This window comes from Vibrio syngnathi (assembly GCF_002119525.1).
GTDB classification, from domain to species: domain Bacteria; phylum Pseudomonadota; class Gammaproteobacteria; order Enterobacterales; family Vibrionaceae; genus Vibrio; species Vibrio syngnathi.
In genome coordinates this window covers 2,848,663-2,874,872 of record NZ_CP017916.1, presented here as the reverse complement: position 1 = coordinate 2,874,872, position 26,210 = coordinate 2,848,663, and the positions used below count along the sequence as shown (strand labels likewise).

Genomic DNA, 26,210 nt, shown 5'->3' with positions numbered 1-26,210 from the left:
ACTTTCGATTTATGATCATCAGCATGATAGCGGCAATGGCGAACAACCGTGTAATTGGTAAAGACAATCAGATGCCTTGGCATTTACCTGCAGATTTCGCATGGTTCAAGCGCTCAACGATGGGCAAGCCTGTAGTTATGGGCCGCAAAACCTATGATTCGATCGGACGTCCTTTACCGGGGAGGCTAAACATTGTAATCAGCCGCGACGAGAGTTTAGAAATCGAAGGCGTAACGACGGTAACTTCGATTGAAAAAGCACTAGAGCTGGTAAGTGATGTTGATGAAGTGATGATCATTGGTGGTGGTTCTATCTATGAAAGCTGTCTGCCTAAAGCTAACAAGCTCTATCTGACTTATATCGACCTCGAAGTTGATGGTGATACACAGTTCCCTAGTTGGGGAGAGGGGTGGAAGCAGAGCTTTAGTGAAGCTTATCAAGCCGATGAGAAGAATAAACACAACATGGAGTTTGTGATTCTCGAGCGTTAAGCTCTTAAATCAAAACGCTTGCGCTTCTTTGCTAGTAGCGCAAGCTTCTCGTATCTCGTATCTCGTATCTCGTATCTCGTATCTCGTATCTCGTGTTTCTATAGCGCTTTTTGAGTGAAAAACTGTTTGTCTTCCCAGCGAAGTATCGTCAAATCTCCCCCCCACACACACCCAGTATCAAGTCCAATCACATCTTTTCCTGAGTAACCTTCTAGCGCAGCCCAGTGTCCAAAAATAACTGCTTTATCCAGCTTTATACGTTGTGGTAGGTCAAACCAAGGCACTAGCGGCTCAGTGGTAATTTCGTTTGGTGGAAGTTTACAGGCCATATCGAGACGACCATCAATAAAACAGAATCGCATTCTAGTCAGGCTGTTGATCGCGTAGCGATAGCGCTCAATCCCATCTAAATTTTGACGCCATAAGTCAGGCGTGTTGCTGTACATATTCTCGATAAGCCATTGCCACTGCTCGGATTTTAATAAATCAGCTATTTCCAGATTTTCAATCCGTGCTCGCTCTAGATCCCATTGAGGTGAGATACCAGCATGAGACATCACGAACTCTGGATGCTCCTGAATTAAAGGCTGTTGTCTTAACCATTCGAGCAACTGTTCACGGTCTTCCGCATCAAGAATAGGTTGAGTCTTATCTTTTGCTTTAGCTGGAAATAGCCCTAAGGAAACCGCAAGTAGATGCAAGTCATGGTTACCTAATACAACCTTAGCTGCGTCACCTAGGCTACGAATAAAGCGTAGTGTCTCCAATGATTTAGGACCTCGAGCGACCAAGTCACCAGCGACCCATAAGGTATCTTGTTGTTTGTCAAAGTTGACGGTTTTAAGCAGTAACTGAAGTTCGTCGAAGCACCCTTGGATGTCTCCGACAATATAATTCGACACAGTATTTTCCTGTAAGTGGTAGAGATGCGTACTAGTTAAGGATATTGGGGATAGCCAGTCTGAATGGGTCAACTTCAGTTATGAAGTCGATGCCTTTATTATCAGTCATCACATAATGACCTTGCATAACACCAACAGGGGTTTCGATGACGGTACCACTGGTATAAGTGTATTCGTCGTTGGCTTCAATCACGGGTTGTTGCCCAACCACGCCATCACCTTCTATGGTGAGTTGTTTGCCGTTGGAGTCGGTAATTAGCCAGCGGCGAGACATGAGTTGCACCGTTGTTTTGCTTAGGTTTTTGATGGTAATGATGTAAGCGAAAACGTAGCGATTCTTAGATGGCTCAGATTGTTCTTCAATATATTTAGAATGAACTTGGCATTTGATACAAGGCGTAGATATATCCATATTCGCACCTTTTGTTGTTGGTATGCTTTAAGTATTACATAAAAAATAGGCTCCTCACCGAAGTGTAGGAGCCTTTTTCGATTATTTGTCAGCGTTGTGACTGTCGTGCAACCAGTTCGCCATATCGACAAACTGTTCGAGCGTCAGGTTCTCAGGGCGCATGCCAGGGTTTACACCTAGCTCTTCAAGCACTTCCTTGTCGATTAGGCTCTTGTAGCAGTTACGGACTGTTTTACGACGCTGGTTAAAGCCTTCGCGACATACGCGATCTAACCACTTAAGATCTTTTGCCGGGTAAGGCAGTACTTCATAAGGCTGAAGGCGAACGACTGCAGAGTCTACTTTCGGTGGCGGAACAAATGCTGTCGGTGGCACTTCTAGCACAGGAGTGACTTTACAGTAGTATTGAGCCATAACCGTTAGACGACCGTAAGCTTTAGTGCCAGGACCCGCTGCTAATCGGTTAACCACTTCTTTTTGAAGCATAAAGTGCATGTCTTGCACGTCTTTATGGAACTCAAAAAGGTGGAACATCAATGGTGTAGAGATGTTGTATGGCAAGTTACCGAAGATACGTAGCTTGTTGTTTGGCTTAACAAGTTGTTCGAAATCGAACTTCATTGCATCGCCTTCATAGATCGTTAACTTTTCAGCAAGATCAGGGTGATTACGTAGACGTTCAGCAAGATCTCTATCCAGTTCAATTACTGTGAACTTGTCGACAAGTTTGCCAACAGGCTCAGTAATTGCGCCAAGACCAGGGCCGATTTCTACTAAGTTCTGGCCTGGTAGTGGGTTAATACTCGATACGATTCCATCAATAATATATGGGTCGTTAAGGAAGTTTTGACCAAAACGTTTACGCGCTTTGTGCCCTAAGTGGACATCATTTCTCATTGCTTTTTCTCTACTAATTCAATGGCGTGCGTGAGCGCTGTTCTAAAGCTCCCTGTATCGGCTTGGCCTTTCCCTGCCAAGTCTAAGGCGGTACCGTGATCGACTGATGTGCGAATAAACGGTAAGCCAAGCGTGATGTTCACTGAGCGACCAAACCCTTTGTATTTCAATACCGGGAGTACTTGGTCGTGATACATACCTAAAACAGCATCTGCATCTTGCAAATATTTTTCATTAAAGATGGTGTCTGCTGGCAATGGGCCAACTAAATTAATACCATCTTTCTGGCGAATTTTTTCTAGCGTAGGGGTGATAGTTTCTATCTCTTCACGACCCAAACAACCATCTTCACCAGCATGTGGATTCAAACCACACACGTAGATAGTTGGTTTCTCAATAGCAAATTTTTCAACCAAGTCTTTATGCAGAATAGCAATGATTTGCTCTAATCTGTCTTCGGTCACTGCTTGAGATACATAAGCTAGCGGGATGTGCGTTGTTACTAGAGCAACACGCAGCCCTTCTGTTGCCAACATCATCACGACAAGTGGAGTATTGGACTTCTCTGCAAAGAACTCGGTATGGCCACTAAAAGCAACGCCAGCTCGGTTAATTACACCCTTGTGAACAGGGCCGGTGACAATAGCATCAAATTCATCATTCATACAGCCAATTGCTGCGGTTTCTAATGTATTTAATACGTAGTGGCCGTTCGCTTCATTAAGTTGACCCGCAACGGCGACTTCAGCGAGTGGAACATGTTTCACAATCAGTGTTCCAGAACGTTGAGGTTGCTTAGGCGCGGTTGAGTCGTAGTCTAACAGCTCAACCTCGATCCCTAACATTTCAGCTCGCTCTGTTAGTAGGTTTTTATCAGCACAAACCACGAGTTGATGAGGCCAACTTTCTTGAGATAGAGCCAGAGTTAAGTCTGGGCCTATCCCTGCGGGTTCACCTGCCGTAATGACAAGGCGTTTAGTTGTCATCTTGGTCGTCCTCGACCACTTCAACAAAGGCGCTAGCTCGAACTTCTTGTAGCCAAGCACCGACTTCTTCGTTGAATTTACGGTTAAATAGAATTTGGTAAGCTTTGTTTTTCAATGCTGAATCGGTACGGTCGACTTCGCGACGGTCTAGTACTTCAACAATGTGCCAACCGTGCACGGTTTTGAATGGCGCACTGATTTTTCCTGCAGGTAACGTTTCTACTTGGTGTTTGAACTCAGGAACGTATAAATCCGGAGTTTGGTAGCCTAACTCACCATCTTGTACTGCTGAACCTGGATCTTGGCTGTATTGCTGTGCAAGATCACCAAAGCTCGCTTCACCTGCGTTTACACGACGAGTGATTTCTTCAAGCTGCTCTTTCGCACCGTCATCACTCAAGATAACCGTCGGCTTAATCAAAATATGACGTGCATTAACTTCGGTAACTGCAACGGTTTCCAAACCTTTTACGTCTTCAATTTTTAGAATATGGAAGCCAACACCACTTCGGAAAGGACCGATGATGCTGCCTTTATTCTGCATTTTGATTTGGTCTGCAAAAATGGTAGGCATCTCTTCTTTACGCATCCACCCCCAGTCACCACCTTGTAGCGCTTTAGGGCCTTTTGAATAAGTATAAGCCATGGTGCTGAAATCTTTGCCTGAGTTAAGTTCCTCAACCACTTCTTTAGCTTGAGCTTCTAGCTCTTCTTTGGTTTGGTCATCATTAAAGCGAAGTTGGATGTGTCCGATTTTGTATTGAACGGTCGCGTTAGTCTCTTGCGCCAAGATATCCGCAAGGTTATCGACTTCAGCTGGAAGAATGTTGATACGACGACGCACTAAGGCGTTACGCGCTTCACTTGCCGCAATCTCTTTTCTTACTTGTTCGCGAAATGCATTGTAACTAAGGCCTTCTTCAGCAACCGATGCTGTTAATTGTTCTACAGTCTGGCTGTTGTCTTTCGCGATGCCTTCGATTGCTTGATCAAGTCGAGCATCATCAATACGAACGCCAATACGCTCTGCTTCTTGCGTTTGAATGGTATCGATGATCAGCTTTTCAAGCACTTGCTCATTGAGAACGTCTTGCGATGGTAGTGTTTGGCCGCTTTTCTTAGCATTTGCGCGCAGCGTCTTCATTGAAGCATCGATGTCGCTTTGTAAGATCACGCCTTCGTTAACGATAACTTTTACGCTATCGAGTTCAACTGGTGCGGCATAGCTTGTTGATAAAGTACAAGCCGCTGCGATAGCTATTAATGTGCGTTTCCACAATGTCATGTGTAATCCTTTATATTTACCGATGTGTTATCAATAAAGAAAATTAGTTGTTTAAGAAGAATGGGCGACCATAGCTGAGTGCGTTACTTGAGCTTGTTTCACTTACTTCGCTTGAGTTTGAGCCTATGTTGGTACCAAAGCCAACAATACCGAAGTTAAAGCCAAAGTTTTTCTCGTATACTGGTGTCGCATTCGATGTGTTGATGTAATCACCTTCCCATCTACGCAATTGGTTACTGTAGGTGAAGCCGATATACCAACAATCTGACTTGTAATTGAGTTTGGCCAACCATTCAAGGTTTTCTTCAGTTGTTAAATCATAGAAATACTGAGCGCTGGCATTCCATTTACGCGAAATCTGGTAAGCTCCAAGTAATCCTGCTTGAGATATACCATCTTTAGTAATCGATCCAACATTAAAATCAACAGTGTCTTCGATATACTCTTTGGTTACGTAGCGGTAGTTGGTTTGGATATAACCACCAGAAAAACGGTACTCAATGGTGCTGTTGGCTAGTTGCATTGCTGTGGTATCGATGTCGTACTGAACCCCACCATGATAAAACAGGTAGTCGTCGTAATTAAAGTCGACTTCTACAGCCCAAGATGAGTAATTCGAGTTCTTATCTTTAGTCTCAAGTGTTAGATGTTGTTTCGTATCTTTGTCGATATAAAAGATCTGTCCAAAAGACACATTGAGTCGCTCTTTATACTCATCATCAAAGAAACGAGATGATGCACCGTAGCTTACTTGGTTAGCTGCTGCGATACGGTCTACACCACTGTATTTACGGCTTCTAAACAGGCCATAATAATCAGTCTGCAGAAGTGTCGTATCGTAAAGACCAATGTTGTTTTGATCTTCTTTTGGTACATACAGGTATTGAACTTGGGGTTCTAGAGTTTGAGTGTAGTTACCAATAACCTTGGTATCTCTTTCTAAAACGATACCAGCATGACTCCTAAATTCTGGGACAACTCGACTTACTGACTTTTCTAAATCTTTATATTTGTCACTTGTGGTATCAACACCATCAAGATCTTGTTGGTAGTAAGTACCAAGAAGTCGGGCTTCTGTGGTCCAAGTACCCCAAGTGTTGCCTACTGGAATTGTAATTCCCGGCTCAACGTGAATACGAGTTGCCGATGGTTTCCCTTTTGCATCTGTATCAAACAGAGACACATGGCTGACCAAGTCGAAATCTAAATACTCCATTACCTCCGGGGCATAATAGTTATATTCCAGCTGTGGGAGCAGGCGGTATGGAAGGTTGTTTGTCGTATTTGTGAGGACCTGAAAATCTCGCACAAGTACAGACGCATCCCAATTTTGAGAACGGTATGTAGCCTGCCCTTCTTGAAGCAGCTGGCCATCTTCACGGTTACCAATGCCGCTTCCGTTGACATCTGTGAAGTACTCGATATCGCCAACTTTTGAGTAATCAATTTCAAACAACCAAGATTCTTGGAATATTCCTGAGTGGGCTAGCTGAGCGCCCCAACGTTTGCCTTTCTCTGGGTATTTTTTGTCATCAGGTAAGTATTCAGACTTAATCATCCCGGAACCAAAATCGCTCAAATATCTAAATTCACTGTTAAGCTGAGTACCACGTTCTTTCATGTGTTTAAAGGTGGTTTTCAGGTCATACTCTGGTGCCAAGTTCCAATAAACAGGGATCTCAAATTCAAAACCATCACTTGATCCATATGATACCGTTGGATATAAGAAGCCTGTTTTACGCGTATCACCAATCGGAACGGTTAAGTAAGGCAGGTAAAAAACAGGAACACTTTGAATTTCAAACCTTGGATTGTAAAACGTAGCCTCTTCTTCATTCTGGTCGACATCGATACTTGATGCTCTTAGTCGCCATGCATTGTCGCCGATAGGGCAAGAGGTGATTGAGCCATCTTCAATCTCATAAACCGCTTTTCCGGTTTTTGCGATGTAAACCGCATCTCCTCGCCCTTGCTCACAGAGGAACTCATAATCGGTATTTTCGAGCGTCATTTCATCGGTGGTCAGATTGTTAGTGGCTCTGTCTGCCACTGACTTTATTTGACCATCGCTAAAGTTTACGTTGCCTTCAGCTACAACGATATTTTCTTGTTGGTGAAGCGTTACATTGTCGGCAAGGATGGTTTTGTTTCCTTGGGTAACTCTTACATCACCTGAGTAGATTGCCTTGTCACCATTGATAGCCTCTAAGCGATCGGACTCAACATGAGCGGGAAGTTGTGTCTCGTTTTCTGCAGCGGGCTCGATCAAGCATTGATCTATAGAGGGCATTTCCTGCACACTACTATCTGTGATTGTTTCAGCTTGAGTTGTCGATACGTATAATGCCGTACTTATAGACGCGGCTAACAAGGTGCGGGAAAAAGATTGCATGAAGTTGAACTATCCTGTGTCACTAGATGAAGGGTTGATCTAGTATCAATCCAATTAATAAAGCATTTTCCTTATGATAAAGGAAATATTAGCATTCAGCATCATCAGACAGCATTACTCAGACAAAATTCATAGATAGAGAACACATAATGCAAATATTTGGCAAAATTTTGGGCGCTTTTTTTGGTTTTTTATTTGGGGGGCCGCTCGGTTTAGTTTTTGGCCTATTTTTAGGGCACCAGTTCGATAAAGCTCGCCGATTGAACCAATCGGGCTTCAATAGTTCTGGTTTTGGCCGAGGTCCAAGCCAAGCTGAAAGACAAAACGAGTTTTTTAAATCTGCTTTTGCGGTTATGGGACACGTTGCTAAAGCTAAGGGACAGGTTACACCAGAAGAGATTCAACTCGCTTCTACAATGATGGGGCGTATGAACCTGCATGGCGAACAACGTAAAGCGGCTCAAGATGCTTTCCGTGACGGCAAAGAGAGTGACTTTCCATTAAGTGATGTACTTGAGCGTGTGAAGATCTCATCGGGGGGGCGTTTTGATCTTTTGCAGTTCTTTCTAGAGCTACAAGTATCCGCAGCATTTGCCGACGGAAGCTTACATCCAAGTGAGCGTCAGGTTCTGCATAAGATAGCACAAGGTCTTGGATTTTCTGCAGAGCAACTAGAGCGCCGCTTGCAGATGCAAGAAGCAGCATTTCGTTTTCAACAGCAAGGTGGAAGCTTTGGTGGCCATCAAGGCCATGGGCAATCATCAGGTTGGCAACAGGCTTCACAACAGAACCAGCTAGGCGACGCATATAAGGTTCTTGGTGTGAGTGAAAGTGCTGACGGTAAAGAGGTGAAGAAAGCCTACCGCAAGCTGATGAATGAGCATCACCCAGATAAACTGATGGCGAAGGGCTTACCGCCGGAGATGATGAATGTTGCGAAAGAGAAATCGCAAGAAATTCAAAATGCTTATGACCTGATAAAGAAGGTCAAAGGTTTTAAGTAATCGAACACTAAACCGAGTAATAACAAAGTTACTCGGTTTTTTATTAAAGGGAATTATATGACGGTAACGTATCAGGATGTTCTAGAATTTTGGTTCGATGAGTTGACGCCTAAAGATTGGTTTACTGGCGGCGCCGAGATTGACGTTGTGATTGAGTCTCGATTTACTGAACTGCACAAAGCCGCTATCCAAGGTGAGCTATTTGAATGGCGACAAAATGCAGAAGGGCGCTTAGCTGAAATTATCGTGCTTGATCAGTTTTCTCGAAATATTGGTAGAAACAGTCCAGTAGCATTTTTGGCTGATCCTATAGCGTTGGTTTTAGCGCAAGAGGCGGTAGCGGGTGGTTTTGATCACCAACTTAACGAGCAACAAAAAAGCTTCCTGTATATGCCTTATATGCACAGTGAGTCTTTGTTGGTTCATGAACAAGCCGTGGATCTCTTTTCTCAAACGGGATTAGAACATAATCTGGATTTTGAGTTTAAGCACAAGGTGATCATTGAGCGTTTTGGTCGTTACCCACACCGTAATGAGGTGTTAGGGCGAGCTTCCACTCCCGAAGAAATTGAATTCTTGCAGCAGCCGGGTTCAAGATTTTAATAGTAGAAATACGGTTCAATAGATAAAAAGAGGCTAGAGGTTCATAAAAACCTTTAGCCTCTTTTTTGTTTTAGTGATGAACTTTAGCGCTCGAGCTAGTTTGCTTGGTTAAGCGACCAGTCATAGTCATAACTGATGTTTTGAGTCTTGGTTACTGCTTCAGTTCGATATTGGTTTAAGTGCTCAAAGAGCTGTTTCTCTGTACCAAAATCCACAGCAAACCAATCGTAAATCGATGATAGCTGTAGTTTATTGTTTTCAATTAACACGCCCTTATCACTATTTACAAAATCACTAGCAGCTTGTTCTAACAAGGCTCCAGTGTTGTCAGAGGTAAAAGCTTCAGGCTGCAAATTAGGACAACCTAAACTCGCACAGTTCACTGCATAATGCGTGCGCGGTTCTTGCCAAATAGGTCTTAGGATTCGATGTTCAATATCATTGAGTGTTAGTGACTTCCCGTTAACGACGACGACATTATCTCCCCATGGCCCGAAACTGAATAGCCCACCGAGCTTGGTGATGGATTTTATTGGGTAAGCATCGAGAATCAAGTCGACAGTCAAGGCGTTATATAGATTAACCCAGTAGGCATATTGTTCCGCTTTTGAGTAGTCGAGTGGATTCAACTGCTCTAGCCTCTTGATGTATTGCTTGAGCTTTGTCTTATCTGCAGTGCTCACAGCTTGATAGCGAACTAGGGTGTTTTGCCCCTGTTTAACTAAGTAGCTATCGATAAATTGCTGCCAGTCTTGATGAGATACCTGTTCTTGGTTGGTTTCATTACTTTGGTTCCAGTATGGCCAAAGATCAGATTTAGGCGCAGACCAAGCTAAGGTTGAGAAAAGTAGGCTGACAATAAAAAGTAGTTGTTTCATGGCATTCTCCTGATGACTGACTACTAAGACCTTATGCTTTACGATTTTCTTTCATAGCTGTTCAGTTAAATAGCGGAACTGATCTAAATAAAGGGCTGAGTTTAATAAAGACGTTGAGCTAAATAAAAGACTGAACCAAATAAAAAAAGGTTGGCGCTAAGCCAACCTTTTATGTGTACACAAAACTGTGTGATTCTATTTCAAGATTTCTTTACTTCAGGAAGCTAGGAATCTTAGCTTCAAACTCTGAGATCTTATCTGCGTGTTGAAGCGTTAGGCCGATGTTATCTAGGCCATTCAGTAAACAGTGACGACGGAACTCATCAATTTCAAACGAGTACTCTTTACCGTTTGCACGGACTTTCATTGCTTCTAGATCAACCGCAATTTCTGCACCTTCATTCGCTTCAACGAATTGGAATAGCTCATCCACTTCTTGCTCAGTCAATCGAACCGGCACCATTTGGTTGTTGATCGAGTTACCGTAGAAAATGTCGGCAAAGCTTGGCGCGATCATCACTTGAATACCATAATCAGCAAGCGCCCAAGGTGCATGTTCACGAGATGAACCACAACCGAAGTTTTCACGAGCTAGGAGAATTGAAGCACCTTTGTAGCGAGGAGCGTTCATTACAAACTCTGGGTTTGGTTGTTGGCCTGCATCATCTAGGAAGCGCCAATCGTGGAATAAGTGCTTACCAAAACCGATGCGGTTTACTTTCTGTAGAAACTGCTTTGGAATGATCGCATCCGTATCGATGTTGGCCGTATCTAGAGGAACGACTAATCCGGTGTGTTGTTGAAAACCTGACATGTTAAATCCTCTAATTAAAGTTCACGAATATCGACAAAGTGACCAGCGATTGCTGCTGCGGCTGCCATTGCTGGGCTAACTAGGTGCGTACGACCATCACGGCCTTGGCGACCTTCAAAGTTACGGTTTGATGTAGAAGCACAGCGTTCTTGTGGACCAAGGCGGTCGTTGTTCATTGCAAGACACATAGAACAACCTGGCAAGCGCCATTCGAAGCCGGCTTCTTTAAAGATTACATCTAAACCTTCAGCTTCTGCTTGTGCTTTAACTTGCTCTGAGCCCGGAACGATCAATGCTTGAACATGTTTCGCTACTTGGCGGCCTTTCGCTACCGCAGCGGCTGCGCGCATATCTTCGATACGAGAGTTAGTACAAGAACCCACGAAGACCTTATCGACGTTGTATTCAGATAACGATTTACCTGCTTCAAGGCCCATGTATGCCAGAGCTTTTTCTGCTGAAGCTTTTTCAACAGGATCTGCAAAGCTTTCTGGTGCAGGGATTGGCGTGTCTACCGAGATAACCTGGCCTGGGTTAGTGCCCCAAGTAACTTGTGGCTTGATGTCTGCTGCTTCTAATGTCACAACTGCATCGAATTCAGCGTCAACATCAGTTTTCAATGTGTCCCAATATTCGATTGCTGCTTCTAAGTCTTCACCTTGTGGAGAGAACTTGCGACCTTTGATGTACTCGTATGTCGTTGCATCAGGGGCGATTAAGCCTGCTTTAGCGCCAAGCTCGATTGCCATGTTACATACCGTCATACGACCTTCCATCGTAAGGTCGGTAATTGCCTCACCACAGAATTCAACCACGTAGCCTGTACCGCCTGCAGCCGTTGTTTTACCGATGATCGCTAGTACGATGTCTTTTGCCGTGATGCCCGGAGCAACCTTGCCTTTTACTTCGATCTTCATGGTTTTAGCACGAGCTTGTTTTAGCGTTTGCGTTGCTAGAACGTGCTCAACTTCAGAAGTACCGATACCGAATGCAAGAGAACCAAATGCACCGTGTGTAGCCGTGTGTGAGTCACCACATACGATGGTCATGCCCGGTAGCGTAATACCTAGCTCAGGGCCCATTACGTGCACAATACCTTGGTATTTGTGGTTTAGGTCGTAAAGCGTGACACCAAACTCTTCACAGTTCTTCGATAGCGTTTCCATTTGGATACGAGCCATCTCGCCAGAAGCGTTGATGTCTTTAGTTTGCGTCGATACGTTGTGATCCATGGTCGCAAAAGTTTTGCCTACTTGGCGAACTTTACGGCCTTTTTCACGCAGGCCATCAAAGGCTTGTGGCGACGTTACTTCGTGGACTAAGTGACGATCGATATAAAGAATTGGCGTTTCGCCCTTCGCTGCAACCGCAACGTGAGCGTCATAAACTTTTTCGTATAAGGTTTTTGCTTGCTGGTTTGTCGACATAGCTTTTCTTCCTTGGGAGCATCAGTCCCAGTGTTTGTTTCGAGCCAAGTCATGCGGTTTACGCTGACTTGGCTTGATATTATTCTTATGTACTTGCTTCTAATCGGAGCATTTAGCTTATGAAGCTAAGATGTACTCAGCGATCTTGTCACCCATTTCAGAGGTAGTCAGTGCTTGGTTCTTGCCTGCAAGGTCTGCCGTTAGCTCGCCTGCAGAAAGTGCTTTAGATACCGCTGCTTCGATGTCTTGTGCTGCCGCTTCTTCGCCTAGGCTGTAACGAAGCATTAGTGCTGCAGAAAGAATTTGCGCGACTGGGTTCGCAATGTTCTTACCGGCGATATCTGGTGCGCTGCCACCTGCGGGTTCGTATAGGCCGAAGTTGCTTTCGTTTAAGCTTGCAGAAGGAAGCATACCCATAGAGCCTGTGATCATTGCGCACTCATCAGAGATGATGTCACCAAAGATGTTTGAACATAGCATCACATCAAACTGAGATGGATCTTTGATTAACTGCATGGTCGCGTTGTCGATGTACATATGGTTTAGCGTGACATCTGGGTAATCTTTTGCGATTTCTTCAACCACTTCACGCCATAAGATAGAGCTCTGCAGAACGTTTGCTTTGTCGATTGAGTAAACGTTTTTGTTACGTAGACGTGCAGATTCAAACGCAATCTTTGCGATACGTTCGATCTCGTAACGGTGGTAAACCTCTGTATCAAAAGCTTTCTCAGTTGCGCCTTCGCCTTCACGACCTTTAGGTTGGCCGAAGTAGATGCCGCCTGTTAGTTCACGAACTACAACGATGTCGAAGCCGTTACCTGAGATGTCAGCACGCAAAGGAGAGAAAGACTCTAAACCTTTGTGGATTTGTGCAGGACGTAGGTTACAGAACAGTTGGAAGTGTTTACGGAGGGGAAGTAGGGCACCACGCTCTGGTTGATCGTTTGGTGGAAGGTGTTCCCACTTAGGTCCGCCAACCGAGCCAAATAGTACTGCGTCAGATTCTTCACAGCCCGTTACTGTCGCTTCTGGAAGTGGACAGCCGTGATTATCAATTGCGATACCACCAACATCATACTCTTCGCGAGAAAAGCTAATCGCGTGCTTCTTTTCAATCGCGTCTAGCACTTTATGTGCTTGCTGCATTACTTCTGGGCCAATGCCATCACCAGGTAGTACGGCAATCTTGTATGATTTATCAGTCATGTTAATCCTTTAATTCTTGTTACTGAGCGGTTTGGCTCGTTGTAAATTTTGTCCCTAAAGCCAACAACATCGGCTCTAGGGCTCTGTTATTGGGGTCTTAAACTGTCGCGAATTTTTGCTGCTTCATTTCAGCAATAGTGTCTGCGCGTTGAATGCTATTGATAACGTGTAGCAACGCTTGACCAGAAGCTTCAACGATATCGGTTGAAACGCCCGTACCGTGGTACTTACGGCCTTTATAGTTAGCAATGATGTCCGCTTGACCTAAGCCATCTTCGCCTTCACCTTTTGCAGTTAGGTCGAACTTATCCAACGCGATTTCGTAGCCTGTTAAGCGGTAGATACATTGGTACAAAGCATCAACCGGACCATTGCCGACAGCCGCTTCGCATTTCTCTTCATCACCACATTGCAGTTTGATGCTGGTGGTAGACATAACACTACCAGATTGTACGCTTAGGTAGTTAAGTTTATAGAAGTCATCTTCATCACGTAGATTCGCGAAGTGCATCAATGCTTCTAGGTCGTAATCGAACACTTGTCCTTTACGGTCTGCAAGCTTCAAGAAGTCTTCGTACAATGAATCTAGGTTGTACTCATTGTCTTTATAACCCATCGCGTCCATGTGGCTCTTAACCGCTGCTCGGCCACTACGGCTTGTTAGGTTCAAGGCTTTGTTTTTCAAACCAATAGACTCAGGCGTCATGATCTCGTAAGTGTTCTTGTTCTTAAGCATGCCATCTTGGTGAATACCAGAAGAGTGGCTGAATGCGTTAGCACCGACAATAGCTTTATTGTCTTGAATCGGCATGTGGCAAAGCTGGCTCACTAGCTTACTGGTACGGTGAATTTCTTTATGATCCAAGCCAGTATGAACACCCAAAAGCTCTTGGCGAGTTTTGATGATCATTGCGATTTCTTCTAAAGAACAGTTACCCGCACGTTCGCCAATACCATTGATTGTGCCTTCAATTTGACGAGCGCCCGCTTGCACTGCAGCAATTGAGTTTGCAACCGACATACCTAAGTCATCGTGACAGTGAACAGAGATGATAGCTTGATCGATGTTGGGTACGCGATCGAACAGCGTTTGGATTATGCCACCAAACTCATTCGGTACTGTGTAGCCCACGGTGTCTGGGATATTGATGGTTTTAGCGCCTGCGTTAATCGCGGCTTCAACCATACGACATAGGTTGTCGATAGGGGTGCGACCAGCATCTTCACAAGAGAACTCAACATCGTCTGTGTAGTTACGCGCATGTTTGACGGCTTTTACTGCCATCTCGACAACATCGTCGTAGCTGCGGCGTAATTTGTCTTGTACGTGAACCGTCGATGTTGAGATGAAGGTATGAATACGGAACTGGTCAGCTACTTTTAGTGCTTCTGCAGCGGCGTCGATATCTTTTGCAACGGCACGAGAAAGCGCACAAATACGGCTGCCTTTGATGTGTTTAGCGATGGTTTGTACGGATTCAAAATCACCTGGCGAAGAAATAGGGAAGCCAGCTTCGATAACATCGACACCCAGTCTCTCAAGAGCATAAGCGATCTGTAACTTCTCTTTTACCGTAAGGCTTGCAGCCAATGCTTGCTCGCCGTCACGTAAGGTAGTATCAAAAATTATTACTTGATCGTTCATGGGTGCTTCCTTATATCGATAATGAATCGATTGCTATCCAAATTATTATTAAGAATGATGTTCTTTTAAAAGTGCCAGTTACAAAAAAACCCGCTCAGTGCGGGTTTTAATATTTGTGTAGTTCTTGACCCACAACTTACCCGCGCGATTGGTTCACGATAAGGAGAAGTTTCAGCAGTAGAGAAGAAGAAAAAATCATTACACAAATATCCGAAATAAACTGTTAACACCATATTTACCGTAATTTATTCTGAGCGTCAAACAAGAAAATCCAATATCAGCGTACATTGGTAGTGTTTTGGTTTGGTTTGTGCTGCTTTTTATCTATTTTCTGGCTAAATCGACTGATTGGTGGTTTTGTATTGGCGGGTTAGTTTATCGTTTGGCTGATGTATAGGTTAAAACTTTGTAGTAAATCTTTTTGATGGAACGATTCACCAAAAAAATTATAAGTGTGACCCAATTAATTAATCACTTGATTAAATAGTGAGTAATTAATCTTCTACTGTTACGTCTGTTTATCTCTATAATTAATCGAATGATTAATTATAGAGATAGGTTGATGCATGACGGCACGAAAAGCGGGGCGACCTCAACAGAACTTAGATGTTCGACAATTATTGATTGAGCATGCTCGTGATCTGTTTGTCGTTCAGTCATACGACAAGGTCTCGACACGCCTGATTGCTGATCGTGCGGGTGTGAACATTGCGATGATCCGTTATTACTTTGGCAGTAAGGCTGGATTATTTGAGGCGATGCTGCGTGAAACGCTACGACCGATGCAATTGCAAATGCAGAGATTGGTTGAAGAAAGCAGCCATGAGAACTTTCTTGATTTAATGCGGACTTACTATAAAGAGATGGTCAAGGTGCCCAAGTTTCCTCGCTTGATTGCTCAAGTGATGAATATGCCTCCCTCTGAAGTGCAAAGAGAGTTGCTCGAAAAGGTTTTTCTCGATGTCGCCAAGCCAGCCCAAGATGTCATTTTTGAAAAGCTGGTTGAACAAGGCATCTTAAAACAGAACATGGATCCAAAATTGTGTCGAGTTTCGTATATAAGCTTGATGGTGTTTCCATTCATTGCTCCGCCCCCTCTATTAGCAATCCATGGTATTGAGATTAATGAAGAATTTCTTAACCGTTTAATCGAACACAACATTCAATTGATGACCGAAGGCTTTATCAACGCACCGAGCCCTTCTGCAGTGCAGGACAAAAGATAATGAAAATAAATAAAAAACTACTCTTCTTTCCAGCACTTGCGGTTGGTGTCATCGGCCTTGTGACTGCGATTAGCTTAAAGCCGGATCTGCCGACTAAGCCCGCGGGAGATAGGGCTCGTCTAGTCGAAACCGTCAGTTTAGAACAACAAATGATCGCGCCGTTGGCAGTGGGCTTTGGCAAAGTAGTCCCTAAAGTTGAATGGAAAGCCATTGCCGAGGTGACAGGGCAGATTGTTTATCGACATCCAGACCTAGAAAAAGGGCAGATCATTCCAGCGGGTACTGAGGCACTTAAGATCGATCCCTTGGATTACGAACTGAAGCTGATACAAGCAGAGGCCGATCTTAAATCAAGCCAAACCTCACTAGCGAAATTGAATCAAGAAGAAGACAACCTGAATCAGACTCTAAAGATCGAAAAGAACCGCTTAGTGATCAGCAACAAAGAGCTACAACGTAAACAAGATCTGCGTAAGAAAGGGCTGACTTCTCAATCGGATGTCGACCTGCAACAGCAAAGTGCACTATCTCAACAGAAGCTAGTGTTGGATATCGCGAACCAAATCGCTTTAATGCCTGATGAAAAACGTGTCGCGGAAGCAGTGATTAAGGTCAACGTGTCTAAAGTGAAAGAGGCGCAGCGCTCTCTCGATAAGACCACCATCATTTTGCCAAGAGCGATGAGAATTGCTCAAGTTGATATCGAACAAAATCAAGTGGTTAATCTTCAGCAAGAGATGTTTGTTGCTCACGGAATTAATGTCATGGAAGTGGAGGCGCAACTTTCTATTCACGATATGCAAACTTTAGCCTCGAGCTTTAATCAATTCCCTCGCGATGCTGCAGGGATCCCTAATCCTTATGAAGCGCCAATTAAAGCGACGATTCAACTTAACAGCGGCAACCTTAAACTGAGTTGGCCTGCGAAGGTGGCAAGAATCAGTGAGACGGTTGATGAAAACCAAGCGACAGCCGGAATTATTCTTGAGATCGCTCAAGACTATTCACAACTGCAGCCAAGCAATGCGACCCCTTTGGTCAACGGCATGTTTGTAAAAGCTGAGATTGAAGGTGTCGCGAATCTAAGTTGGGTGGTTCCAGAGCGAGCATTGCACGGTGACAAGGTTTACCTGATGGATGACAATCAGCGCTTGCAAGTGGTGAGTGTTGAAGTGCTTTATCGCAGAGATAACCAAGTGGTTGTGAGTGGCGAGCTACAAACGGGAGATAAATTGGTTCTTAATGACGTCCTGCCAGCCATCGAAGGCATGTTACTGAAAGAGTCGAACTCTACAGAGGTTAAGCTTGAATCTGATACTCAGGAGAGTGCGTCATGATCAAGTTTTTCTCTCGGCACCCTACAGCAGCAAACTTGTTGATGCTTGGGTTGTTGATTTTGGGTATAAGCTCACTATCAACCATCAAACGTGAAACCTTTCCTGCCTATGATCCACCTTACATTATGGCGGCGATCGTTTATCCCGGCGCATCACCACAAGAAGTGGAAGAGAGCTTATGTGTGCGAATGGAAGATGCAGTAGACGGCTTAGCCAACATTGAAGAGACTCAGTGTGAAGCCATCGAAGGCAGCGCTCGTTTAATTCTCAAGTTAAATGAGAAAGCGGACATTGGCCGAATGCTGGTGGACGTTCAAACTCAGATCAACTCGATCAATGATTTCCCTAGTGAGATTGAATCTCCGGTTGTTCAAGAGTTGGATTGGAATGAACCGGTAGTTGATATCGCGATTACAGCCGAAACCTCATGGCCTGAACTCAAAGCTTACGCCGAAGATCTCAAACGAACCATGAAGCTCGATTACGACGTTTCTTTAGTCGAAGTTAGTGGTTTTTCCGATCACCAATATCGTGTCGAACTGGATACCCAAGCCATTCGCCAGTTGGGTTTGAGTGTCGGTGATATCGCCGACCAAATTGGCCGTCAGAATGTAAAACTGCCAAGCGGTAACGTTGAGACGCCAGACAAAAATTTTCTGATTCGTTTTGATGAGAGACGAATTACACCGGTTGAGCTGGAAAGTATTGTGGTTGGATCTGCGCCTAATGGCTCGGTGATTCGTTTGAGAGACATAGCCAAAATAACCGACCGCTTTGAGCTTGATGAACAGAAGGTTCTATTTGATGGTAAGCCATCTGCTCTGTTGAAAATCAGTAAGAACAAAGAAGATGATGCGTTACGAATTAAAGAGAACGTGACTCGATTCGTTGAAGATCAAAGCGCGATTGCCCCTGACGGCGTGACACTGCAAATGACCAACGATCTCTCGTCGGTACTTTGGGATCGTCTAACCATGATGGTGCGCAATGGCTGGCAAGGTATTGTGTTGGTGTTCGCAACCATGTGGCTGTTCTTCAGTTTACGATATTCATTCTGGGTTGCAGCAGGTTTGCCGGTAGCCTTCCTTGGTGGCTTGTTCTTAATGGCTAACTTGGGCTTGTCGATCAACATTATGTCACTGGTTGGTTTATTAATGGCGATTGGTATCATGATGGATGACGCCATAGTGATAGCCGAATCTATAGCTTCCCATCTGGATCGGGGGCAAAACGTTGACGATGCGGTGTACAGCGGTGTGAAGAAAGTGCTCCCCGGAGTCTTGTCTTCTTTCCTAACCACTGTGTGTATTTTCGGTAGCTTACTGTTCCTTGATGGGGAAATGGGCGCGGTGCTTAAAGCGGTGCCTCAGGTGCTTATCTTGGTGTTGTCGCTGAGCTTAATCGAAGCGTTTCTTATTCTACCAAATCACTTATCTCATTCATTACACAAAGAAAAAAATGATAAGCCAGCGCTGCGCTTTAAAGTCGTTCTGCTTGAGAAGTTTGAGAACTTTCGCAATACCACTTTGATGAACATGGTCGAGAAGGTCGTGACGTTCCGCTATGCCTTTATGGGCGGAGTGCTTACCCTGCTGCTGCTTTCGGTAGCCTTGATTGCAGGTGGCGTTGTCAAATTCCAACCTTTCCCTGAGTTGGATGGTGATATTGCCGAGGCTCGCATCATTCTTCCACCGGGTGCATCACTGTCTCAAACCGAGAAAGTCGTCGATAAAATAGTCGCATCTGCTGAACGTTTGAATGAGCAGTGGAGTGAAGAGGTTGAGGACGGTAATAAATTGGTTGAACACATCACCAGCCAATTCAATGCTAATGCTGATGCCAGTGAGTCAGGCCCACATTTAGCCACTGTGCGTTTAGACTTACGCGGTGCTGAGAACCGTAACACGGTTATCGATGATTTCATCAATGCATGGCGCGAAGATATCGGTGAGCTGGCGGATCCTATTTCATTAGTGTTCAAGCAGCCAACCATGGGGCCGGGTGGTCGTGCTATCGAGATCCGTGCCAAGCATGATGATCTGGCTGAATTGAAGTCTGTTTCTCTGGAGATTCAGGAATACCTCAATCAGTTTGACGGGGTGCATGGTGTGCTTGATGACATGCGCATGGGTAAAGAAGAGATCTTAGTCAAGCTGCGCCCAGGTGCGGAAACCTACAATGTGAATGGGCAGATGATTGCTTCCCAATTGCGTGCAGCCTTCTTCGGGCAAACGGCGGATGAGATTCAAATCGGTGTTGAGAACATCTCGATTGAGGTGCGTCTTGATAAGGAACAAGCGGGCGACATACAGCAGCTGGCTAACTTCCCGATCATTACCGCCGACGGCAGTCAGATCCCGTTAGCAACGTTGGCGACATTAGATTTCCAACGTAACTACGTGCGAATTCAGCGTATTGATGGGCTGAGAACCATCAGCATCTTTGGTGATATTGATAATAAGAAGGCGAGCTCGTCGGCGATTTTGGCTCAGTTCCAAAAAGATGAAGCAGCCAAGCTTATTCAAAAATACCCAGGCTTGCGCTTTGATTTCGAAGGGGAAGCTAAAGATGCGGCTAAGACTGGAGCCTCGATGGGCAAAGGCTTCTTGCTCGGTTTATTCGGCGTGTTTGCGATTCTTAGCTATCAGTTCAGAAGCTACTTAGAGCCTGTGGTCGTGATGTTAGCCATTCCACTCGCCTTTATTGGGGTGGTCGTTGGGCACTGGATACTTGGGCACTCTTTGAGTATGCCAAGCATGATGGGCTTTGTGTCGCTTGCCGGTATTGTAGTCAACGATTCCATCTTGTTGGTGCAGTACATTCGTCACCATGTCGATGAGGGAGATAGCGTGCATGACTCGGTGGTGAAGGCCAGTCGCGAGCGTTTCCGTGCGGTATTTTTGACATCAATGACGACCGCTGCTGGTTTGCTACCGCTGCTGACGGAAACCAGCTTGCAGGCTCAGGTTATCCAACCATTGGTGATCTCCATTGTGTTTGGCATATTTGCTTCAACCTTACTGGTGTTGTTTATGATCCCTGCCGCTTACGCGATATTGGCGGACTTCGGGTTGGTGAAAAAGCATGAGCCATTAGCGCTATAATTTTTAGTGCTATAACCTTTAGCGCCATTATCATTAGCGAGCTCTATTATCATTAGCGAACTCTATTATCATTAGCGAACGCTATAGCCATTAACTCGATAGAAGTAGCGTTTGCTTGCTTATATAAAGAGGTAAAAACGTAGAAGAATAAAGCGGCCTTGGGTCGCTTTATTTTTATCGGCGGTTTCTAGGCTCATCAGCTTGCTAGCGAAAGCGGTTAATTCACTTCAAAATTCATTTTAGTTCATTCAAAACGTCACTTAACTGTCATTTCAGGGGCATAACTTGAGCCTTAACTGAATAAGGATTGTTAAGGAGATTGTATGCGTACTATCGAACCTATTGTCCGCTGGGATGTGGCATTTTCTGTTTTCTGTTTAAACAACCGTTATTGCGGACGACAGGCGACACTGAGTAAAGCGGTGTCTCATACCGGGGATGGTCACTTATATGTGTTGATCGCTCTGATTGCACTATTGGCTGATGGCTATACAGGTCGTGAATTTTTAATGGTTGGTCTCGCCGCTTTTGCGATAGAGCTGCCGATTTATTGGTTAGCTAAGAACACCCTTAAGCGTCGTAGACCTGCTGAATTCTCTTCATTGCTTCACTCTCACATTGTGCCATCAGATAAATACAGCCTGCCTTCTGGGCATTCCGCTGCTGCATTTGTTATGGCGACTCTAATCGGACATTTCTATCCAAGTCTCTATCTATTTAGCTTGATTTGGGCGGCAGCGATTGCTGGCTCTCGAATCCTACTTGGTGTGCACTTTTTAACGGATGTACTGATTGGCGCGGCCTTGGGCATCGCTTGTACGAGTCTTGCTATCAGCTTCATCCTGTAATTATTTTGTTGGCAACAACCACTGCCGGGCTTAAGTGGTAAACATAAAGGAACATGCATGAAAATCTTATATGGTGTACAAGGCACAGGAAATGGTCACATCGCTCGAGCGAGAGCAATGGCTGTGGCTTTTCGTCAGCAAAATATCGATGTCGACTTTTTGTTCTCTGGGCGAGATGAGAGCAAGTACTTCTCGATGGAAGCGTTTGGTCACTATCAGATCCGCAGCGGCTTAACCTTTTACAGTGAGCAAGGGCAGGTTAAATACGGCAAGACATTCATCAAGAATAACATCTGGCGATTTCTCCGTGAAATCAACCAGCTCGATCTTACGCCTTATGATTTAGTGATTAATGACTTTGAACCGGTAACCGCTTGGGCTGCGAAAAGGCAAGGTGTCCCGTGTATTGGAATAAGCCATCAAAATGCGTTCCGTTATGATGTGCCTAAAGAAGGGGGCAACTGGATTGAACATTCTGTTATTCAGTATTTTGCGCCAACAGAGCATGCTATTGGTTTGCATTGGTACCACTTTGAACAGCCGATATTGCCGCCTATCGTTCATACCCCAATCGTTCACTCGCCTGCGTGTGATGAGCGAGCTAAAGCAACACAAGACTTCACTTTGGTTTATTTACCATTTGAGGATCTTGAGTCGATCTCGGAGCTGTTGATGAAGTTTATTTCGCACAACTTTGTCTGCTATCACCCAAATGTTATTGAGCAAAACCGAGTTGAAAATATTGAGTTCAAACCACTCAGTCATGCCGGCTTTCAATTCGACCTCAATCAGTGCTCAGGAGTGGTGACTAATGGTGGTTTTGAATTGCCATCTGAAGCCTTAACTTTGGGTAAAAAATTGCTTCTCAAGCCTCTTGAGGGGCAGTTCGAACAACAGAGTAATGTGGCGACGCTTGAAGCGCTCGGGTTGGCTCAAACCATGAGTTTTTTAGACGCGGCTATATTGCGTAGTTGGCTCGGTGAAAAACAGGCTGAAATGGTCACTTATCCCGACGTGGCAAGTGCACTTGTTGGGTGGATTTTGGCGGGTAACTGGTCCAACCAAGATGGCTTAAGAAAGCAACTTTGGGATAAGGTAGATTTTCCTAGTTATGCATCACTCACGTAACCCATAAGTGTTATTTCTGAATTGGCTAGCTGAACGATTCACGAGTTCAATAATTTGTAACAAATGTAACCAAAACGATAGGACAGCTAAATAAGTCGAAATGAAACTCATAAGTGATGCATTTTATGTTTTTTTATAACTCCATAAGCAACTGATTTTTAGGTGTTGTTTAATCATTAAGGTAAAATTAAATTATTCTTTATCAATCTTGTTGGTAGCTCGAGATGTATTGGTTAATAGTAATGGCAATCCGAAAAACATCGGTCTGATAAATATAAGAATTAGTGGTTATCTATTCCCACACCATTACCAATTTAACCCTGTCGAACCGACAAGAGGCAACTTGAATGTTAGAGAAAAAAGACGCAATGAGTGCAATTGCAAGCTACAGAATGGAAAGCACACTTCGTGGAGTCGACTTAAATCTTTTGACTGTATTTGATGCAGTTATGCAAGAGCAAAATATTACACGTGCAGCTCATAATCTGGGCATGTCTCAGCCTGCTGTAAGTAACGCTGTTGCTCGTTTGAAAGTAATGTTCAACGACGAACTATTCATGCGTCAAGGTCGTGGTATTCAACCGACTCAACGTGCTCGTCAGTTGTTTGGTCCAATCCGCCAAGCGCTGCAGTTAGTACGCAACGAATTGCCAAGTTCTGTGTTCTCTCCAGAGTCGTCTTCTCGCCTGTTCAAACTTGCAATTTGCAGCCCTTGTGACATGCGTTTTGCTCCTAAGATTATGTCGACAATCAACGACCAAGCACCTAGCGTTAATCTGCATATGGATGCCGAATTTGACCGCCAACTTTCTGAGCGCATGCGTTACCAAGAAATTGACTTCGTTATTGATTACTCGCGTTTTGATGAACAAGGTTTCTCAAGCACTGAAATCTTCCAAGATGAATTGGTTGTGGTAGCTTCTGCTTCTCATCCACGTATCAACGGTGAAGTTTCAGCGGCAGAGTTGCTTAACGAAAAGCACGCTAAACTGTCTCGCATCCATGGTCAACGTAGCTTCTCAGAGCAGGCTTACCGTGACCTAGATTGCACACCTTTCTACGAAGGTACGAGCTTGAGCAACGTTCTTTACGTTGTAGGCCAATCGGAATTAGTAACAATCGCTCCTCGTTGGATGGTAGAACATGCAGCAAATAAAGAGCAGCTTCAAATTCTAGATTTCCCATTCGATAATGCGGCGATTTCTGGCTTCCTAAGCTGGCACGAATCAAGTGAAAAGGACAAAGGACACATCTGGTTACGAGATCAGTTAATGATGATCTGTGGCGAAGTTGTGGCGCTTAACTAGACACTAATTCCTATGATTTATAAGCCCTAAGCTAGGAGTCTGGCTTAGGGCTTTTTTGTACCTGCTATTTTTGTTGATAGAAAACTTAGCGTGAGACGTACTATTACTTATAACTTTGAGCTTCATCAGTTGCCTTTTCCATGATCAGAGGTACACTTGTGCGCTCAAAAAAGCTTACAGGTGTAAGCCAAAGGTAAAGAGATGGCCAATTTAGATTTTCATATCGTAAAAAGACTTCGTGACCAAATTGCCCAAGGCGGCAACCGTACAGCTTTGAAGCACAAAGTAGGCAATGTATGGCAAGGTATTAGCTGGCAGCAGTTTGGACAACAAATCGATACGCTTTCATTAGCGCTATTGGCTCAAGGGTTGAGAGTTCAAGATAAGATCGGTATCTTCTCGAACAATATGCCTCAATGGACCGTAGCAGATTTTGCATCTTTGCAAGCTCGTCTTGTTACTGTACCGATTTATCCAACGAACACAGCAGCGCAGTCTTCTTACATTATCCAAAATGCAGATGTGAAGATCTTATTTGTTGGTGAGCAACCTCAGTTTGATGCCGCTGTTAACATTTTCGAAGAGTGTGAGCAGCTTGAAGTTGTTGTGGCGATGTCTGATGATATCGATCTGCAAGGACACAGCTTTGCTGTATCTTGGAAAGAGTTCATGGCTCGTGGTGTTGAAGAGCAGCAAGCTGAACTTGATGTTCGCCTAGCCGAAGCATGTATGGACGACTTACTGACCCTTATCTATACCTCTGGTACTACTGGTCAGCCTAAAGGTGTAATGCTTGATTACACGAACGTTGGCTATCAATTAAAAGGCCATGATGAGCGCCTAAGCTTAAGCAAAGACGACGTCTCATTGTGTTTCTTACCTCTATCACATGTATTTGAGCGCGCTTGGACTTTCTATGTCCTCTATAAAGGCGCAACCAACTGCTATCTGCAAGACACCATGCAAGTTCGTGACGCACTGAGTGATGTTAAACCAACGGTTATGTCTGCTGTTCCTCGCTTCTACGAGAAGATTTTCTCAGCGATTCACGAGAAAGTATCGAAAGCACCGTTTATTCGTAAAGTACTCTTTACTTGGGCTGTGAACATGGGCGCGAAGCTTTCTGTTTGTCATCAAGAAGGTCGTACACCATCATTTATGCTGAAGAAGAGCCATGCGCTTGCCGACAAGCTTGTGCTCTCTAAACTGCGAGCTCTGCTAGGCGGTAACATCAACTTTATGCCATGTGGTGGCGCGAAGCTTGATGAAACCATTGGTCGCTTCTTCCATGCTATTGGTATCAACGTAAAACTGGGCTACGGCATGACAGAAACTACGGCAACAGTATCGTGCTGGGATGATCGTTGTTTTAACCCTGACTCGATCGGTATGTCGATGCCGGGTGCTGAAGTGAAAATTGGCGCTAAGGATGAGATCCTTGTTCGTGGTCCAATGGTGATGCGTGGCTACTACAAGATGCCCGAAGAGACCGCTAAGACATTTGACGAGCATGGTTTCCTAAAAACCGGTGATGCGGGTCATTTTGATGAAAATGGTAATCTGTTCATTACTGATCGCATCAAAGAATTAATGAAGACCTCTGGTGGTAAGTACATTGCACCGCAAGTGGTTGAAGGCGCAATTGGTAAAGATCACTTTATCGAGCAGATTGCTGTTATCGCTGATACGCGCAAATTCGTTTCTGCACTGATTGTTCCTTGTTATGACTCGCTAGAAGAGTATGCCAAAGAGCTGAATATCAAGTATCACGACCGTGTTGAGCTTGTTAAAAATCACCAAATAGTAGAGATGCTAGAGAAACGTGTGAATGACTTACAACAAGAGCTAGCGAAGTTTGAACAAGTGAAGAAGTTCAAGCTGCTGCCAAAAGCGTTTTCTATGGATGATGGTGAGTTAACACCAACCCAGAAATTGCGTCGTAAGGTTATTAACGATAAGTATCAAGACGAAATCGAAGAAATGTACAACGAAAAGCCTAAAGATAAGTAGTTTTCTGTTTAGATAAATTTTCAGTTGTTTAAAAATCCCCCTACGAATGTGATTGCATTTTTAGGGGGATTTTTTGTATCTAATGAAACAGCACAATGTGCGAAAGCGCACACCAGCAAGCTCGTTTTTTATCGATGAATAGTGATCCATTGAAATATTAAGTGCTTTTTTTTAATTGATAGGTAGTGTTTAAACCTAGCCTTGTCGGTTGGTTTGGGTTTTATTTGATGCTTTGAGCTAATAGTTGGTTTTTTGGCACAGTTGCCGAATAACAGGTGTTAGACCAGATGATAATAAAGCGTTAA

General features: G+C 44.3%; 21 protein-coding genes. 10 read left to right on the top strand and 11 right to left on the bottom strand.

The genetic code is table 11. From position 1 onward, the window contains the following. Positions 1–11 precede the first annotated feature (11 nt). Positions 12–491, top strand: a complete 480-nt coding sequence (gene folA, locus K08M4_RS12985; protein WP_086050131.1) for a type 3 dihydrofolate reductase — start codon at positions 12–14, stop codon at positions 489–491. A gap of 98 nt (positions 492–589) precedes the next feature. Here the strand turns inward: folA and apaH are convergent, their stop codons facing one another. From apaH to lptD, 6 genes are all read right to left on the bottom strand, one after another. Next, positions 590–1,393 (bottom strand): bis(5'-nucleosyl)-tetraphosphatase (symmetrical) ApaH, encoded by an 804-nt coding sequence (gene apaH, locus K08M4_RS12980; protein WP_086050130.1) that lies wholly within the window; start codon positions 1,391–1,393, stop codon positions 590–592. 31 nt (positions 1,394–1,424) lie between these two features. Continuing rightward, positions 1,425–1,805 (bottom strand): Co2+/Mg2+ efflux facilitator ApaG/CorD, encoded by a 381-nt coding sequence (gene apaG, locus K08M4_RS12975; protein ID WP_086050129.1) that lies wholly within the window; start codon positions 1,803–1,805, stop codon positions 1,425–1,427. Positions 1,806–1,886: 81 nt separating this feature from the next. Next, a complete protein-coding gene (gene rsmA, locus K08M4_RS12970) occupies positions 1,887–2,702 on the bottom strand; it encodes a 16S rRNA (adenine(1518)-N(6)/adenine(1519)-N(6))-dimethyltransferase RsmA (protein ID WP_009847826.1) in 816 nt (271 codons plus the stop codon). Next, complete coding sequence (gene pdxA, locus K08M4_RS12965) at positions 2,699–3,688, bottom strand: 4-hydroxythreonine-4-phosphate dehydrogenase PdxA (protein ID WP_086050128.1); 990 nt, start codon at positions 3,686–3,688, stop codon at positions 2,699–2,701. Before pdxA ends, rsmA begins: the two co-directional genes overlap by 4 nt. Continuing rightward, complete coding sequence (gene surA, locus K08M4_RS12960; protein ID WP_086050127.1) at positions 3,678–4,973, bottom strand: peptidylprolyl isomerase SurA; 1,296 nt, start codon at positions 4,971–4,973, stop codon at positions 3,678–3,680. Before surA ends, pdxA begins: the two co-directional genes overlap by 11 nt. A gap of 43 nt (positions 4,974–5,016) precedes the next feature. After that, on the bottom strand, positions 5,017–7,365 hold the full coding sequence (gene lptD / locus K08M4_RS12955) for an LPS assembly protein LptD (protein ID WP_086050126.1): 2,349 nt from the start codon (positions 7,363–7,365) through the stop codon (positions 5,017–5,019). A gap of 149 nt (positions 7,366–7,514) precedes the next feature. Here lptD and djlA point away from each other — a divergent pair, with 149 nt between their 5' ends. Continuing rightward, positions 7,515–8,369 carry a co-chaperone DjlA gene (gene djlA / locus K08M4_RS12950; protein WP_086050125.1) on the top strand — a complete coding sequence of 285 codons (855 nt, stop codon included), beginning with the start codon at positions 7,515–7,517 and terminating at the stop codon, positions 8,367–8,369. 57 nt (positions 8,370–8,426) lie between these two features. Then, positions 8,427–8,972 (top strand): DUF924 family protein, encoded by a 546-nt coding sequence (locus K08M4_RS12945; RefSeq protein WP_086050124.1) that lies wholly within the window; start codon positions 8,427–8,429, stop codon positions 8,970–8,972. Positions 8,973–9,067: 95 nt separating this feature from the next. Here K08M4_RS12945 and K08M4_RS12940 read toward each other — a convergent pair whose 3' ends face one another. The 5 genes from K08M4_RS12940 to leuA form a co-directional block, all read right to left on the bottom strand. Continuing rightward, positions 9,068–9,850 carry a DUF547 domain-containing protein gene (locus K08M4_RS12940; RefSeq protein WP_086050123.1) on the bottom strand — a complete coding sequence of 261 codons (783 nt, stop codon included), beginning with the start codon at positions 9,848–9,850 and terminating at the stop codon, positions 9,068–9,070. Between the two features lie 211 nt (positions 9,851–10,061). Beyond that, the gene (gene leuD, locus K08M4_RS12935) at positions 10,062–10,664 is read right to left on the bottom strand and encodes a 3-isopropylmalate dehydratase small subunit (protein ID WP_086050122.1); all 603 of its coding nucleotides are present in this window, start codon (positions 10,662–10,664) and stop codon (positions 10,062–10,064) included. 14 nt (positions 10,665–10,678) lie between these two features. After that, entirely contained in the window at positions 10,679–12,091 is a 1,413-nt protein-coding gene (gene leuC / locus K08M4_RS12930) for a 3-isopropylmalate dehydratase large subunit (protein ID WP_086050121.1), read from the bottom strand. 117 nt (positions 12,092–12,208) lie between these two features. Further along, entirely contained in the window at positions 12,209–13,300 is a 1,092-nt protein-coding gene (gene leuB / locus K08M4_RS12925) for a 3-isopropylmalate dehydrogenase (RefSeq protein ID WP_017061390.1), read from the bottom strand. Positions 13,301–13,397: 97 nt separating this feature from the next. Continuing rightward, positions 13,398–14,945: a 2-isopropylmalate synthase gene (gene leuA / locus K08M4_RS12920; RefSeq protein WP_054547850.1), complete on the bottom strand. Its 1,548-nt coding sequence runs from the start codon at positions 14,943–14,945 to the stop codon at positions 13,398–13,400. A 566-nt stretch (positions 14,946–15,511) separates the two neighbouring features. Between leuA and K08M4_RS12915 the strand changes: the two genes are divergently transcribed. The 7 genes from K08M4_RS12915 (at position 15,512) to K08M4_RS12885 (ending at position 25,905) form a co-directional block, all read left to right on the top strand. Next, positions 15,512–16,171 (top strand): TetR/AcrR family transcriptional regulator, encoded by a 660-nt coding sequence (locus tag K08M4_RS12915; RefSeq protein ID WP_009847815.1) that lies wholly within the window; start codon positions 15,512–15,514, stop codon positions 16,169–16,171. Then, positions 16,171–17,508: an efflux RND transporter periplasmic adaptor subunit gene (locus K08M4_RS12910; RefSeq protein WP_086050120.1), complete on the top strand. Its 1,338-nt coding sequence runs from the start codon at positions 16,171–16,173 to the stop codon at positions 17,506–17,508. Before K08M4_RS12915 ends, K08M4_RS12910 begins: the two co-directional genes overlap by 1 nt. Beyond that, positions 17,505–20,612, top strand: a complete 3,108-nt coding sequence (locus K08M4_RS12905) for an efflux RND transporter permease subunit (RefSeq protein WP_086050119.1) — start codon at positions 17,505–17,507, stop codon at positions 20,610–20,612. The genes K08M4_RS12910 and K08M4_RS12905 overlap by 4 nt, the downstream gene beginning before the upstream one ends. A gap of 323 nt (positions 20,613–20,935) precedes the next feature. Beyond that, the gene (locus K08M4_RS12900) at positions 20,936–21,460 is read left to right on the top strand and encodes a phosphatase PAP2 family protein (RefSeq protein ID WP_086050118.1); all 525 of its coding nucleotides are present in this window, start codon (positions 20,936–20,938) and stop codon (positions 21,458–21,460) included. A 57-nt stretch (positions 21,461–21,517) separates the two neighbouring features. Further along, entirely contained in the window at positions 21,518–22,588 is a 1,071-nt protein-coding gene (locus K08M4_RS12895; protein WP_086050117.1) for an MJ1255/VC2487 family glycosyltransferase, read from the top strand. A gap of 347 nt (positions 22,589–22,935) precedes the next feature. Next, on the top strand, positions 22,936–23,895 hold the full coding sequence (gene leuO / locus K08M4_RS12890) for a transcriptional regulator LeuO (protein ID WP_009847810.1): 960 nt from the start codon (positions 22,936–22,938) through the stop codon (positions 23,893–23,895). Positions 23,896–24,096: 201 nt separating this feature from the next. After that, complete coding sequence (locus K08M4_RS12885) at positions 24,097–25,905, top strand: AMP-dependent synthetase/ligase (protein ID WP_086050116.1); 1,809 nt, start codon at positions 24,097–24,099, stop codon at positions 25,903–25,905. Positions 25,906–26,210 lie beyond the last annotated feature (305 nt).

Excerpts from the sequence above, each read along its gene's own strand:
- folA (WP_086050131.1), top strand. The coding sequence starts at position 12 with ATGATCATCAGCATGATAGCGGCAATGGCGAACAACCGTGTAATTGGT.
- apaG (WP_086050129.1), bottom strand. The coding sequence starts at position 1,805 with ATGGATATATCTACGCCTTGTATCAAATGCCAAGTTCATTCTAAATAT.
- rsmA (WP_009847826.1), bottom strand. The coding sequence starts at position 2,702 with ATGAGAAATGATGTCCACTTAGGGCACAAAGCGCGTAAACGTTTTGGT.
- pdxA (WP_086050128.1), bottom strand. The coding sequence starts at position 3,688 with ATGACAACTAAACGCCTTGTCATTACGGCAGGTGAACCCGCAGGGATA.
- surA (WP_086050127.1), bottom strand. The coding sequence starts at position 4,973 with ATGACATTGTGGAAACGCACATTAATAGCTATCGCAGCGGCTTGTACT.
- lptD (WP_086050126.1), bottom strand. The coding sequence starts at position 7,365 with ATGCAATCTTTTTCCCGCACCTTGTTAGCCGCGTCTATAAGTACGGCA.
- djlA (WP_086050125.1), top strand. The coding sequence starts at position 7,515 with ATGCAAATATTTGGCAAAATTTTGGGCGCTTTTTTTGGTTTTTTATTT.
- K08M4_RS12945 (WP_086050124.1), top strand. The coding sequence starts at position 8,427 with ATGACGGTAACGTATCAGGATGTTCTAGAATTTTGGTTCGATGAGTTG.
- K08M4_RS12940 (WP_086050123.1), bottom strand. The coding sequence starts at position 9,850 with ATGAAACAACTACTTTTTATTGTCAGCCTACTTTTCTCAACCTTAGCT.
- leuD (WP_086050122.1), bottom strand. The coding sequence starts at position 10,664 with ATGTCAGGTTTTCAACAACACACCGGATTAGTCGTTCCTCTAGATACG.
- leuC (WP_086050121.1), bottom strand. The coding sequence starts at position 12,091 with ATGTCGACAAACCAGCAAGCAAAAACCTTATACGAAAAAGTTTATGAC.
- leuB (WP_017061390.1), bottom strand. The coding sequence starts at position 13,300 with ATGACTGATAAATCATACAAGATTGCCGTACTACCTGGTGATGGCATT.
- leuA (WP_054547850.1), bottom strand. The coding sequence starts at position 14,945 with ATGAACGATCAAGTAATAATTTTTGATACTACCTTACGTGACGGCGAG.
- K08M4_RS12915 (WP_009847815.1), top strand. The coding sequence starts at position 15,512 with ATGACGGCACGAAAAGCGGGGCGACCTCAACAGAACTTAGATGTTCGA.
- K08M4_RS12910 (WP_086050120.1), top strand. The coding sequence starts at position 16,171 with ATGAAAATAAATAAAAAACTACTCTTCTTTCCAGCACTTGCGGTTGGT.
- K08M4_RS12905 (WP_086050119.1), top strand. The coding sequence starts at position 17,505 with ATGATCAAGTTTTTCTCTCGGCACCCTACAGCAGCAAACTTGTTGATG.
- K08M4_RS12900 (WP_086050118.1), top strand. The coding sequence starts at position 20,936 with ATGCGTACTATCGAACCTATTGTCCGCTGGGATGTGGCATTTTCTGTT.
- K08M4_RS12895 (WP_086050117.1), top strand. The coding sequence starts at position 21,518 with ATGAAAATCTTATATGGTGTACAAGGCACAGGAAATGGTCACATCGCT.
- leuO (WP_009847810.1), top strand. The coding sequence starts at position 22,936 with ATGTTAGAGAAAAAAGACGCAATGAGTGCAATTGCAAGCTACAGAATG.
- K08M4_RS12885 (WP_086050116.1), top strand. The coding sequence starts at position 24,097 with ATGGCCAATTTAGATTTTCATATCGTAAAAAGACTTCGTGACCAAATT.